We start from the raw sequence: 12,867 nt of genomic DNA, 5'->3' as shown, positions 1-12,867 counted from the left end.
GTCGTCAGTGCGTCACCGGGGTCGGCAACGCTCCCTGCAACGGTACGGTCGGGGCGGTCGTGGGCGCGGTAGCGGCACCCGGAGTCGTGGAATTCGCAGCCTGTCCAGCGGTTGTGGAGGAATTCGCCTGCTGCTGCGCCTGGGTCACCAGGGGCACCCCGGCGAGCAGCGAGTTCGGCACCAGGTTGCCCTGCGTGCCGGTCACCGTTCCGGCCGCGCCGTTCGCGGGCAGCGGGGCGCCGAGCACCGCGCCGTCGGAGAGGCGGAGGTAGGCCGGGTTGCTGTTGGACACCATCCCGAGGGCGTTCGCGTTCGCTGCCAGGTTCTGCGGCGACGAGACCCGGTTGAGGTCCTCCGAGACCGCCTGGTAGGAACGCTGCAGCTGGTTCTGCTGGGCCTGCAGTGCGTTCAGCTGGTAGGCGCCCTGCGAGATGCCGATGCTGAGCAGGAGCTGCGCCACGACGATCACGAGCAGCGTGCCGACCGCGATCGCCGCGTAGAGCGCCCGCGGGCGGGCCCGGCGCTGCGACCGGGTCGGGACCACCTCGAGGTGGGTGCGCGCCGGCTCCTCCACCGGAGCCGGGAGCGCGCCGCCGTGCCACAGTGCGGCGGGCCGCTTGCGGGCGGGCGCCGGAACGGCCTCTGCCAGGGTGGTGCTCACGGGCGCCTCCTCGTCTGATCGGTGCTGGTGTTCGCGGGGCGGACCCGCTCGGCGGCGCGCAGCCGCACGGGGGTGGCCCGGGGGTTGGCGGCCTTCTCGTCGTCGTCCGCGAGCTCTGCCCCGCGGATCAGGAGCTTCAGCTCGGGCCGGTGCTCGGGCAGCTCGACCGGCAGACCGGCCGGGGCGCTGGAGGTCGAGCGGGCCTGGAACTCGCGCTTCACGATGCGGTCCTCGAGCGACTGGTACGCCTCCACGACGATCCGTCCGCCGACCGCGAGGGCGTCGATCGCCGCCGGGATGGCCCGCTGCAGCACCGCGAGCTCCTGGTTGACCTCGATGCGCAGCGCCTGGAAGACGCGCTTGGCCGGGTGCCCCTGGCGCTGGAGAGCGACCGGGGTCGCCTTCACGATGAGATCCACGAGCTGGCCGGAACGCTCGAGCGGCTCGCGCTCGCGCGCCTCCACGATGCGGGCGGCATAGCGTCCGGCGAGCTTCTCCTCGCCGTACTCGCGGAAGATGCGGCGCAGGTCGGCCTCGGAGTACTCGGCCAGGACCGTCTCCGCGGTCAGCTCGCTCGTGCCGTCCATCCGCATGTCGAGGGGTGCGTCCTTCGAGTAGGAGAAGCCGCGCTCCACCCGGTCGAGCTGCAGCGACGACACGCCGAGGTCGAACAGCACGCCGTCGATGGCCTCGAATCCGAGTCCCTCCACGGCCTCTCGGATGCCGTCGTACACGGTGTGGACGAGGTGGACGCGCGGACCGAAGCGCTCCAGCCGCTCCCCCGCGATGGCCAGGGCCTCGGGGTCGCGGTCGAGGCCGACCAGGGTCGCTTCCGGGAAGCGCTCGAGGATGCCGGCGGAGTGGCCGCCCATCCCGAGCGTCGCGTCGACGAAGACGGCTCCGGGCTTGGTGAGGGCCGGTCCGAGCAGCTCGATGCAGCGCTCGAGGAGGACCGGGGTGTGGATGCGCTCGTTGTCGTTCATGACGTTTCGGGAGCCGGGGCCCCGCCCCTGGTTCCGGATCCCCATCCATCCCGACCTGACACCGGGGAAGTGGTGTCAGGGCGTATGGCTGGGAGTCCGGCGTCAGGGACGCGGGCCTCAGAAGAGTCCCGGGATCACCTCCTCCTCCGTGCTCGCGAACGCCGCTTCCTGCTCGGCCAGGTAGGTCTCCCAGGCGGTGGCGTCCCAGATCTCCGCGCGGCTGCCCGCGCCGATCACGACCAGGTCGCGATCCAGTGCCGCATACGAGCGGAGCGCGGCCGGGATGGTCACGCGGTTCTGCTTGTCGGGGACCTCGGCGCTCGCCCCCGAGAGGAAGACGCGCAGATAGTCCCTGGCCTGCTTGCTCGTCACCGGCGCCTGACGGATCTTCTCGTGGAGCGATTCGAACTCGCGCTGCGAGAAGACGTAGACGCAGTGCTCCTGGCCACGGGTGAGGACGAGGCCGGACGCGAGCTCGTCCCGGAATTTCGCCGGGAGGATGATGCGCCCCTTCTCGTCGAGCTTGGGGGCATGCGTACCGAGGAACATCGGCTGCCACCCCCACTCTCCCGGCCCAGGTTGCGGTGTGCCTCCACTTTACTCCACTCTCATCCACAAAACACTGCTTTGCGGCCAGATTGCCCCGAACTGGGCACGTGGAGCCCCGAAATCACGCGGGAAGACGGGGTGGAGGAAAATGGGGCGGCAGGGATCAGCCGTGGGCATGAAAAAAGGGCCGATCCGGAGATCGGCCCTTCGTCAGGAAGTCTGTGGAGCGAAGTGGAGGGTCAGCCCTCTCCGCCGTCGTTGCGCTTGTCCCAGCGGTCGTTCATGCGGTCCATGAAGCCCGGCTGGCCGCCGCGCGCCTTCGCGCCCTTCGGCTCGGGAGCCCCCGGCTCGACCGCGATGCGCTTGCCCGGGGCGATGGCCACCAGGACGCCGGCGAACATGACGATGAAGCCGAGGATGCCGACGAGCGGCTGCCGGAACCACACGCCGACGACGAGGACGACGACGCCCACGACGGCGAGCAGGATGCCGAGCACGATGGACCGGTAGGCGGGGCGGGCCCTCTTGCCTCCGACCTTCGCTACGAAGTCTGCGTCGTTCTGATAGAGACTGCGTTCCATCTCTTCGAGGAGGCGCTGCTCATGTTCCGAAAGCGGCATCCGATTCCCCCTCTTTCTGGCGGGTTCGAGGCTAAGTGAGCCTGATTCTAGCCTCGCCGGTCTGGCTAGGCTAGGCGTGTGTCTGAAAGCATCCGATTCGTCGACCTCATCCAGTCCAGAATCGATGGATTCTTCGATGCGCGCGCCTCTATTCTCGTCTCGATCGCCGATGAGCTCTCTCCCGTCGCGGCGTTCTCAAGGGATTTTCTCAGCGGCGGCAAGCGCTTCAGGGCCCTGTTCTGCTTCTGGGGATGGCAGTCGGTACGCACGACGGGCGACGAGCCGGCCGACGGCTCCGACGCGAACGCGGTGACCGCGGGCGGCGCGCTCGACGCCGTCGTCTCCGTCGCCAGCTCCCTGGAGCTGTTCCACGCCGCGGCGCTCGTGCACGACGACCTCATCGACAACTCCGACACCCGCCGCGGCGCGCCCGCCGCGCACAAGCGGTTCGAGGCGCTGCACGACCGCGAAGGGTGGGAGGGGTCCGGTCCCGCCTTCGGCACCGGCGCCGCCACCCTCCTCGGCGATCTGCTGCTCATCCTGAGCGACGAGCTGTTCGACGAGGGCCTCACGCAGCTCGTCAGCGCACCGGCCCGGCGCGCTGCCCGCGCCGAGTTCAACCGGATGCGGCTGGATGTGACCGCCGGGCAGTACCTCGACATCTTCGAGGAGATCGGGTGGGCCGGCCGCCCCGACTCCGACCAGCTGGCGCGCGCCGAGCGCGTCATCGTCTACAAGTCGGCCAAGTACTCCATCGAGTCGCCGCTGCTCATCGGCGCGAGCCTCGCCGGGGCGACGATCGGCCAGCTGGATGCGCTGCGCCGCTTCGGGCTCCCCCTCGGCATCGCCTACCAGCTGCGGGACGACCTGCTCGGCGTGTTCGGGGACGCGGACGTCACCGGCAAGCCGAGCGGCGACGACCTGCGCGAGGGCAAGCGGACCGTGCTGATCGCGCTCACGCGGCAGGCCATCCCCTCCGGCGCCCGCGCGACGCTGGACGAACTGCTCGGCGACCCGGACCTGACGCCGGAGCAGATCCGGACGATGCAGCTGACGATCCGGGAGTCCGGCGCCGTCGACATCGTGGAGCGGATGATCGCCCAGAACGTCGACCGGGCGATCGAGGCGCTCGAGTCGGCGCCGCTCGGGGCATCGGCGAAGGCGCAGCTGCGCGACCTCGCCGTGACCGTCACGCGCCGCAGCGCCTGAGCCGGACGAACGCGGTCAGGCGAGCGCCTGGGCCACGCGGCGGACCTCCGCCTTGCGGCCGGCCCGCAGCGCCTCGATCGGCGAGGTGCCCAGGCTCTCCTCCGGCTCGAGCAGCCAGTCGACCGCCTCGTCGTCGCTGAAGCCGTCGTCGGCCAGCACGATCAGCGTGCCGTGCAGCTCGCTCAGCGGCTGGCCGTCCTTGAGGAACAGCGCGGGGACCTTGAGGACCCCGTCGATGCGCTTGGCGCCGAGGTGGCGGTCCTCGATGAGACGACGGACCCGGCTCACGCTCAGGCCCAACTGCTCGACGAGGTCGGGGACGGTCAACCATTCCGTGGTCTGGACGTGCTCGCTCACCCCTCCAGCGTGCCATGACTCGTGCCGGCGCGCACGCCGTCCCGATTGTTACGATCATGTGAACCCGTGTCACATCCGTCACTTCTGTTGACTCCTTAACCGTTCCGTGACACCGTGGGTTGTCGTCGTGTCACTCGAACAGGGGGATCCCATGGCTCTGACAGACACCGGCAGGATCCGCGGGATGCTGGGCACCGTGCCGATCGCCGTCGCCAGCTCGCTCGCGGTCACCCTGAACCTCGTCACCCCGGCCCAGGCCGCCGCACCGGAGCAGCGCGCCACCGACCACGCCGACGACACCGGCGAGGTCACGGCGCTGCAGCGCTCCACCGTCGTGAGCACGATCGCCCACGACTCCGCGGCCTCCCCCGCGCGCACCTCCGTCGCCGCCGCGCCCGCCGCCTACCGGGTGCAGTCCGGCGACACCGTCTCCGGCATCGCCGCCCGCTTCGGACTGTCCACGGCGGCCGTCCTGGCGATGAACGGTCTCAGCTGGAAGAGCCTCATCTTCCCCGGCCAGGTGCTCGCGCTGGCGGGACCGGCGCACGCGGCTCCGGCTCCGGCGCCGGCAGCCCCCGCGGCTCCGGCCCCCGCTCCCGCCGCCCCGCAGGCGGCCACCACGTACACGGTCGCGCGCGGCGACACCGTCAGCGGCATCGCCGGGCGCTTCGGCGTCACGACCCGGGCCGTGCTCGCCGCCAACGGCCTCAGCGCATCCAGCCTGATCTTCCCCGGTCAGAAGATCCGCATCCCGGGCATGACGACGGCGGCGCTGAACACCCCGTCCGCTCCCGCGCCCGTCGCTGCGGCGCCGGTGGTCGCGCCCGCGCCGCTGCCCCAGGCGGCAGCCGGAAAAGTCGTGGCGCTCAGCGACGAGATGCGCGCGAACGCGCAGCTGATCATCCGGATCGGGCGGCAGCAGGGCGTCCCGGACCAGGGCATCGTCATCGCCCTCGCCGCCGCCGCGCAGGAGTCCGGCCTGCGGAATGTCCGCTATGGCGACCGCGATTCGCTCGGCCTGTTCCAGCAGCGGCCGAGCACCGGCTGGGGCACGCCCGACCAGGTGCTCGACCCGACCCGCGCGACGCTGGCCTTCTACGGCGGCCGCGGGAACCCCAACCCCGGGCGCACGCGCGGGCTCCTCGACATCCCGGGCTGGTCCGGCATGACCGTCACGCAGGCCGCACAGGCCGTGCAGCTCTCCGCCTTCCCCGACGCCTACGCGAAGTGGGAGACGTCCGCGCGGGCCTGGCTCGCCCAGCTCGGCTGAGCGCGAATGTCACAGCCGGGTCACAGCCGTCGCGTCCTCCGGTGTTTTGCCGGGTTCCACCTCGGCTCTTTCCCTAGACTCGATTCGTGACCACGAGCCAGACCGACCCGATGATCGGCCGTCTCATCGACGGCCGGTATCAGGTGCGCTCGCGGATCGCCCGCGGTGGCATGGCCACCGTCTACCTGGCCACCGACCTCCGCCTGGAGCGACGCGTCGCCATCAAGATCATGCACGGCCACCTGGCCGACGACTCCACCTTCAAGAGCCGCTTCGTGCAGGAGGCGCGCTCGGCGGCGCGGCTCGCGCATCCCAATGTCGTCAACGTCTTCGACCAGGGCCAGGACTCCGACATGGCGTACCTGGTCATGGAGTACCTGCCCGGCATCACGCTGCGCGACCTGCTCAAGGACTACGGCAAGCTCACGCCCGAGCAGACCATCGACATCATGGAGGCCGTGCTCTCCGGTCTCGCGGCCGCGCACAAGGCCGGGATCGTCCACCGCGACCTGAAGCCCGAGAACGTACTGCTCGCCGACGACGGCCGCATCAAGATCGGCGACTTCGGCCTCGCCCGGGCCGCGAGCGCGAACACCGCGACCGGACAGGCGCTCCTCGGCACGATCGCCTACCTCTCCCCCGAGCTCGTCACGCGCGGCGTCGCCGACGCGCGCAGCGACATCTACGCGCTCGGCATCATGATGTACGAGATGCTGACCGGCCAGCAGCCCTTCCAGGGCGAGCAGCCGATGCAGATCGCCTACCAGCACGCCAACGACGCGGTCCCGGCGCCGAGCGCGAAGAACCCGGCCGTCCCCGCCGAGCTCGACGAGCTCGTGCTGTGGGCGACCGAGAAGGACCCGGAGCGCCGGCCGCGCGACGCCCGCGAGATGCTCGACCGCCTGCTCGAGGCGGAGAAGTCGCTGCGCGGCGAGGCGGTGCTGCAGCCCACCATGGTGCTGCCGCCCGCCCTCGATCTCGATGACGGCGACACGCAGATCATCAACCCCGCCATCCGCCAGCAGGTCGCCTCGAGCACGCCCGCGGCCACGGCCACGCTCAGCGCCGCCGCCACCAAGCGCCGCTCGAAGGGCTGGTGGCTGTTCGCGCTCGTCATCCTGCTCGCGGGAGTCGCTGCCGGCACCGGCTGGTACTTCGGCTCCGGCCCCGGGTCACTCGTCGCCGTCCCGAACGTCGTCAACGCCACGCCCGACGCCGCCACCGCCGAACTGCAGAAGCTGGGCTTCACCGCTGCGCAGGCGCCCGAGTACAGCGTCACCGTGGCCAAGGGGATGGTGTCGAGCACCGACCCGGCGGCCGGCATCCCCGCCGCGCGCGGCAGCAAGGTGACGCTCCGCATCTCGCAGGGTCCCAAGCCGATCACCATCCCCGCTCTCGCCGGTCAGAGCACGGATGCGGCCAAGAGCGCCATCACGGGCGCGGGCGCCAAGGTGGGCGACATCGCGAAGCAGTTCGACGCGAAGGTTCCGGCCGACACCGTCATCTCAGCGACCCGGGCCGACACCGGCGCGGACATCTCCGGCGGCGGGCAGTACTTCGAGGCGGCCGCGGTCAACCTCGTCGTCTCGGCCGGCCCCATCCCGGATGTGGCGGGCAAGTCCGTCTCCGACGCCTCCGCGATCCTGGGCAAGGTCGGACTGCTGACCTCCGCCGGCCCGCAGAGCTACAGCGACACGGTCGCCGAGGGCGACGTCATCTCGGCGCAGCCGCAGCACGACCCGGTGCGTCCGGGCGACACGCTGCTGCTGGAGACGTCGAAGGGCCCCGAGCCGGTCACCGTCCCCGACGTCGTCGGAAAGAGCTGGGCCGACGCCAAGAAGGCGCTGACGGACGCGGGATTCAAGCTCAAGTACAGCGCGATCGCGGACGTCGCACCGCCGGCGTTCGTGGTCTCGAAGATCTCGCCCGCCGCCGGGACGCAACAGCCCAAGGGCTCGACCATCACCGTCAACTTCGCCGGGTTCTGACCGGTTCCGGCCGGCGTCCGACCGGTTCCGACATCCAGGGGACGCAAAACGCCGTTATCCGTGGCGGATAACGGCGTGTTGCGACCCTTCGATGAGGGCTCGGCCCGGGATCAGGGCTGGGACAGCTCCTCGGCGACCAGGAACGCCAGCTCCAGCGACTGCATGTGGTTCAGCCGCGGGTCGCACAGCGACTCGTAGCGCGTCGCGAGCGTGGCCTCGTCGATGTGCTCGGACCCGCCCAGGCACTCCGTCACGTCGTCGCCGGTGAGCTCGACGTGGATGCCGCCGGGATTGGTCCCGGCGGCGCGGTGCGCCTCGAAGAAGCCCTTCACCTCGTCGACGACGTCGTCGAAGCGACGCGTCTTGTAGCCGGTCGGCGTCGTCAGCCCGTTGCCGTGCATCGGGTCGGTGACCCACAGCGGCTTGGCGTCGGACCGCTTGATCGCCTCGAGCAGCGGGGGCAGCGCATCCCGGATCGTGCCGGCGCCCATGCGCGTGATGAACGTCAGGCGGCCGGGCTCGCGCTCCGGGTCGAGCTTGTCGATCAGGCGCAGCATGTCGTCGCGCGACGTGGTCGGGCCGAGCTTCACGCCGATCGGGTTGCGCACCCGCGACAGGAAGTCGACGTGCGCGCCGTCGAGGTCGCGCGTCCGCTCGCCGATCCAGACGAAGTGCGCGGACGTGTTGTACGGGGTGCCCGTGCGGGAGTCGATACGGGTCATCGGCCGCTCGTAGTCCATCAGCAGGGCCTCGTGGCTGGAGTAGAACTCCACCCGCTTCAGCTCGTCGAAGTCGGCGCCCGCCGCCTCCATGAACTTGATGGCACGGTCGATCTCGCGGGCGAGGCCCTCGTAGCGCTGATTGGCCGGGTTTGCGGCGAAGCCCTTGTTCCAGCTGTGCACCTGGCGCAGGTCGGCGAAACCACCCTGGGTGAACGCGCGGATGAGGTTCAGCGTGGATGCGGCGGTGTGGTACCCCTGCACCAGCCGGCGCGGGTCCGCCTGCCGGGACTCCGGGGTGAAGTCGTAGCCGTTGACGATGTCGCCGCGGTACGCGGGAAGGGTGACGCCGTTGCGGGTCTCGGTGTCGCTCGAGCGCGGCTTGGCGAACTGGCCGGCCATCCGGCCCATCTTGATCACGGGGACGGAGGCGCCGTACGTGAGCACGACCGCCATCTGCAGCACCGTCTTGACGCGGTTGCGGATGGCGTCCGCCGTGGCCCCGGCGAAGGTCTCGGCGCAGTCGCCGCCCTGCAGCAGAAACGCCTCGCCCTCGGCGGCGCGCGCCAGCCGGGTGCGGAGCTGGTCGACCTCGCCCGCGAAAACGAGCGGCGGCAGCGTGGCGATCTCGGCGGACGCGGCGGCGGCCGCCTCCGGGTCCGGCCACGCCGGCTGCTGCTTGATGGGAAGGGTGCGCCAATACTCCAGGCCCTCGATCACGGACTCGTCAGGTCGCACGACGGGATCGGTGGTCTGTAGCACTGGGTCTTCCGCTCACTCGGGGATGGATGGGATATCCGAGCCTACCGCGAAAGCCTTCGGGGCCGTCCTACTGTGACAGCGTCGCCCGCTTCTCCTTGACGGTCGTCGCGTACACGTCCACGTACTCCTGCTCGCCCAGTCGCTGCAGCTCGTACATGATCTCGTCGGTGACCGAGCGCAGGATGAAGCGGTCGCCCTCCATGCCGTCGAACCGGGAGAAGTCGAGCGGCTCCCCGATGATGATGCCGATGCGGCCGATCTTCGGCAGACGCGTGCCGATCGGCATGATCTTGGCCGTGTCCACCATCGCCACCGGGACGACCGGGACACCGGCCTCCAGGATCATGCGCGCGACGCCGGTGCGGCCGCGGTAGAGCTTGCCGTCGGGGCTGCGCGTGCCCTCCGGGTAGATGCCGAGGATCTCGCCGCGGGCCAGCACCGCGAGGCCGGTGTTCAGCGACGCCTCGGAGGCCTTGCCGCCCGAGCGGTCGATGGGCAGCTGGCCGGTGGCGTTCATGAACGCCTTGGTCGCCCATCCCTTCAGCCCCCGGCGGGTGAAGTAGTCGCTCTTCGCGAGGAACGACACGTGCCGGTCGACCTCGAGCGGCAGGAAGATCGAGTCGATGAACGAGAGGTGGTTGCTCGCCAGGATGACGGCACCCTCGGCCGGGATGTTCTCCAGCCCCACGACCCACGGCCGGAAGATGCCGCGGAGCAACGGCCCCACGACCACGTACTTCATCAGCCAGTAGAACATCGCTCGAAGCCTATCCCCGCCGGGCGCTCAGATCGAGGAGGCGTGGAGCCGCGCCAGGTCGGCGGCTCCCACGACGCCGGCGTCGTTGACGAGCTCGGCGATCGCGAACTCGGGCTCGGGATGGAACCCGCGGGCCGGGAGGTTCTCGAGGTACGCCTGCCGGATCGGCTCGAGCAGCAGCTCGCCCGCCTGGGCGACGCCGCCGCCGAACACGAACAGCTGCGGGTCGAGGATGGCGCCGAGGCTCGCGCAGGCCTGGCCGAGCCAGTCCCCCAGCTGCCGGAGGGCGGCCAGGGCGCCCGGGTCGCCCGCGGTGATGAGGGCGCTGATGTCGGCACCCGTCAGGAGGCCGGTGCGGGCGCGCACGTCGGCGAGGCCCTGGCCGATGCCGCCGGCGTCCGCCAGCTCGTTCGCCATCCGCTGCAGCGCGCGTCCCGAGCCGTACTGCTCGATGCAGCCGTGAGCGCCGCAGCCGCAGGGCAGACCGCCGGGGACGACGCGCATGTGCCCGATCTCGGCGCCGGCGCCGAAGCCGCCACGGAACAGCCGGTCGTTGCTGACGATCGCGCCGCCGACGCCCGTCCCGATGGTGAGGACGACCATGTCGGAGACCAGGCGGCCCGCTCCGTAGCGGAACTCCGCCCATCCCGCCGCGTTCGCGTCGTTCTCGATCAGCACGGGGAGGTCGATGCGCGCTTCGAGCTTCTCGCGGAAGGGCTCGTGCCGCCAGTTGATGTTCGGCGCGTAGTAGACGGTGGACTGCGCGGCGTCGATGAAGCCCGCGGCGGCGACGCCCGCACCGGCGATCTCCTCCGGACCGTCGGACAGCCGCTCGATCATCTCGACGACGGCGTTCTCGATCTCCTCCGGACGGCTGGCGTCGGTCGGGACCCGGTCCTCGCGGACGATCACGCCGAGCTCGTCGACGACGGCCCCCGCGATCTTGGTCCCACCGATGTCGATGCCGATCGCGTGCACGTGGTGCCTTCCTGCGGGATGGGGCGGGGGATGCGGCCCCCGGGGCGCGAGTGGCCCCCGGCAGGACCATCTAGAGTGTAATCAACCCTTCCGGCCGAAGCCATTCGGCCGGACGCCCGCCCGCCCGGTACCGAGGGAGCTACCGTGAATGTGATCGAAACGCCCGTCGTCGTCCCCGCCGACCCGGAGGCCAACGCCACCGATCTGCTGGTGCAGCGGGTGGCCGAGACCCCGGACCTGCCGCTGTTCGCCCTGCCGGACGGCGACGGCTGGAGGGACGTCACGGCCGCCGAATTCCACCGCCAGGTGATCGCGCTGGCGAAGGGACTGGTCGCGGCCGGCATCCAGCCCGGCGACAAGATCGGGCTGATGTCGAAGACCCGGTACGAGTGGACGCTGATCGACTTCGCCACCTGGTTCGCCGGCGCGGTGCTGGTGCCGATCTACGAGACCTCCTCCCCCACGCAGATCCAGTGGAACATGTCCGACTCCGGAGCCATCGCGGTGTTCCTCGAGAACGCGGAGATGCACGCGCGCTTCGACGAGGTCCACCCGGAGCTCCCGCTGGTCGGGACCGTGTGGCAGCTGCACCTCGGCGACCTGGACAAGCTGGCCGCGGCCGGGGTCGACGTTCCGGACGAGGAGATCGAGCGCCGCCGCCGTATCGCCACGGGCGCCGACATCGGGACGCTCATCTACACCTCGGGGTCGACGGGACGCCCGAAGGGATGCGTGCTCACCCACTCCAACTTCGTCGAGCTCTCGCGCAACTCGGCGGAGGCGCTGAAGGAGGTCGTGCAGGACGGAGCTTCCACTCTGCTCTTCATCACCACCGCGCACGTGTTCGCGCGCTTCATCGCCGTGCTGTGCGTCACCGGCGGCGTCAAGGTCGGCCACCAGGCCGACACGAAGCAGCTGCTGCCCGCGCTCGCGAGCTTCAAGCCGACGTTCCTCCTGGCCGTGCCGCGCGTGTTCGAGAAGGTCTACAACTCGGCCGAGCAGAAGGCCGAGGCCGGCGGACGCGGCAAGATCTTCCGGGCGGCCGCCGAGGTGGCCGTCGAGCACTCGAAGGCCGTCGAGGCCGGCTCGGTGCCGTTCGGACTCAAGCTGAAGTTCGCGCTCTACGACCGGCTGGTGTTCTCGAAGCTCCGCGCTGCGCTGGGAGGCCGGGTCAAGTTCGCCGTCTCCGGCTCCGCTCCCCTGGGCTCGCACCTCGGGCACTTCTACCACAGCCTCGGCATCAAGATCCTGGAGGGCTACGGCCTCACCGAGACGACGGCGCCCGCGACCGTGAACCGTCCCGACACCTTCAAGATCGGCACCGTCGGCCCCGCGCTGCCGGGCGTCGACCTCCGCCTCGCCGACGACGGCGAGATCCAGGTGCGCGGCATCAACGTGTTCAAGGAGTACTGGAAGAACCCGGAGGCGACCGCCGCCGCGTTCGACGACGGCTGGTTCCGCACCGGCGACCTCGGCTCGTTCGACGCGGACGGCTTCCTCACGATCACCGGGCGCAAGAAGGAGATCATCGTCACGGCGGGCGGCAAGAACGTCTCCCCCGCCGCGCTCGAGGACCCGATCCGCGCCAATCCGCTGGTCTCGCAGGTCATCGTCGTCGGCGACCAGAAGCCGTTCATCTCGGCGCTGGTCACCCTCGACACCGAGATGCTGCCGACCTGGCTGGCGAACAACGGCGAGGACAAGGACATGACGCTCGCCGAGGCGTCCGTGAACCCGGCCGTGCACGCGGAGATCCAGCGCGCCATCGACCACGCGAACGCCGGTGTCTCGCGCGCCGAGAGCGTCCGCAAGTTCGTGGTGCTCGCGACCGAGCTGAGCGAGGCGAGCGGTCACCTGACGCCCAAGCTCAGCATCAAGCGCAACGTCATCCTGGCCGACTTCGCCGACGTCATCGACGGCATCTACAGCGACAACCCCCGCACGGAGGGCTTCTCGCTGGCGCACTGAGCGGGTGCGTCGCGTACGCGCCGGCTTCGCGCTCATTCGTGCCGAA

Annotated in this window: 12 protein-coding genes; 4 read left to right on the top strand and 8 right to left on the bottom strand. The window is 70.6% G+C overall.

Going from position 1 to position 12,867, the window contains the following annotated elements; genetic code table 11:
- Window positions 1-4: 4 nt before the first annotated feature.
- The 4 genes from ACTJI1_RS05550 to ACTJI1_RS05535 form a co-directional block, all read right to left on the bottom strand.
- Window positions 5-661 carry a hypothetical protein gene (locus ACTJI1_RS05550; RefSeq protein ID WP_310129866.1) on the bottom strand — a complete coding sequence of 219 codons (657 nt, stop codon included), beginning with the start codon at window positions 659-661 and terminating at the stop codon, window positions 5-7.
- A complete protein-coding gene (gene rsmH / locus ACTJI1_RS05545) occupies window positions 658-1,644 on the bottom strand; it encodes a 16S rRNA (cytosine(1402)-N(4))-methyltransferase RsmH (protein ID WP_440741845.1) in 987 nt (328 codons plus the stop codon). Before rsmH ends, ACTJI1_RS05550 begins: the two co-directional genes overlap by 4 nt.
- 117 nt (window positions 1,645-1,761) lie before the next feature.
- Entirely contained in the window at window positions 1,762-2,193 is a 432-nt protein-coding gene (gene mraZ, locus ACTJI1_RS05540) for a division/cell wall cluster transcriptional repressor MraZ (RefSeq protein ID WP_440741844.1), read from the bottom strand.
- A gap of 239 nt (window positions 2,194-2,432) precedes the next feature.
- On the bottom strand, window positions 2,433-2,813 hold the full coding sequence (locus ACTJI1_RS05535; RefSeq protein ID WP_310129871.1) for a DUF3040 domain-containing protein: 381 nt from the start codon (window positions 2,811-2,813) through the stop codon (window positions 2,433-2,435).
- Window positions 2,814-2,891: 78 nt separating this feature from the next.
- On the opposite strand from ACTJI1_RS05535, the gene ACTJI1_RS05530 reads away from it, so the two are divergent.
- A complete protein-coding gene (locus tag ACTJI1_RS05530; protein ID WP_440741843.1) occupies window positions 2,892-4,022 on the top strand; it encodes a polyprenyl synthetase family protein in 1,131 nt (376 codons plus the stop codon).
- A 15-nt stretch (window positions 4,023-4,037) separates the two neighbouring features.
- On the opposite strand, the gene ACTJI1_RS05525 is transcribed toward ACTJI1_RS05530, so the two are convergent.
- On the bottom strand, window positions 4,038-4,379 hold the full coding sequence (locus ACTJI1_RS05525; RefSeq protein ID WP_310129874.1) for an Rv2175c family DNA-binding protein: 342 nt from the start codon (window positions 4,377-4,379) through the stop codon (window positions 4,038-4,040).
- A 151-nt stretch (window positions 4,380-4,530) separates the two neighbouring features.
- Here ACTJI1_RS05525 and ACTJI1_RS05520 point away from each other — a divergent pair, with 151 nt between their 5' ends.
- Entirely contained in the window at window positions 4,531-5,649 is a 1,119-nt protein-coding gene (locus ACTJI1_RS05520) for a LysM peptidoglycan-binding domain-containing protein (RefSeq protein ID WP_440741842.1), read from the top strand.
- Window positions 5,650-5,735: 86 nt separating this feature from the next.
- Window positions 5,736-7,637: a Stk1 family PASTA domain-containing Ser/Thr kinase gene (pknB, locus tag ACTJI1_RS05515; RefSeq protein WP_440741841.1), complete on the top strand. Its 1,902-nt coding sequence runs from the start codon at window positions 5,736-5,738 to the stop codon at window positions 7,635-7,637.
- A gap of 110 nt (window positions 7,638-7,747) precedes the next feature.
- On the opposite strand, the gene ACTJI1_RS05510 is transcribed toward pknB, so the two are convergent.
- The 3 genes from ACTJI1_RS05510 to ACTJI1_RS05500 form a co-directional block, all read right to left on the bottom strand.
- Window positions 7,748-9,076 carry a class II 3-deoxy-7-phosphoheptulonate synthase gene (locus ACTJI1_RS05510; protein ID WP_440742180.1) on the bottom strand — a complete coding sequence of 443 codons (1,329 nt, stop codon included), beginning with the start codon at window positions 9,074-9,076 and terminating at the stop codon, window positions 7,748-7,750.
- A gap of 109 nt (window positions 9,077-9,185) precedes the next feature.
- Window positions 9,186-9,875, bottom strand: a complete 690-nt coding sequence (locus tag ACTJI1_RS05505) for a lysophospholipid acyltransferase family protein (protein ID WP_310129879.1) — start codon at window positions 9,873-9,875, stop codon at window positions 9,186-9,188.
- 27 nt (window positions 9,876-9,902) lie between these two features.
- Window positions 9,903-10,853, bottom strand: coding sequence for an ROK family glucokinase (locus tag ACTJI1_RS05500; protein ID WP_440741840.1), 951 nt, complete (start codon window positions 10,851-10,853; stop codon window positions 9,903-9,905).
- A 144-nt stretch (window positions 10,854-10,997) separates the two neighbouring features.
- On the opposite strand from ACTJI1_RS05500, the gene ACTJI1_RS05495 reads away from it, so the two are divergent.
- Entirely contained in the window at window positions 10,998-12,821 is a 1,824-nt protein-coding gene (locus ACTJI1_RS05495; protein WP_310129882.1) for an AMP-dependent synthetase/ligase, read from the top strand.
- The last annotated feature ends 46 nt before the right edge of the window (window positions 12,822-12,867 follow it).

Origin of the sequence: Leifsonia sp. 22587 (assembly GCF_052044215.1) — a bacterium.
Taxonomy (GTDB): Bacteria; Actinomycetota; Actinomycetes; order Actinomycetales; family Microbacteriaceae; genus Leifsonia; species Leifsonia shinshuensis_C.
The sequence above is the reverse complement of the archived record's forward strand: the minus strand, read 5'-3'. Positions and strand labels throughout refer to the sequence as shown.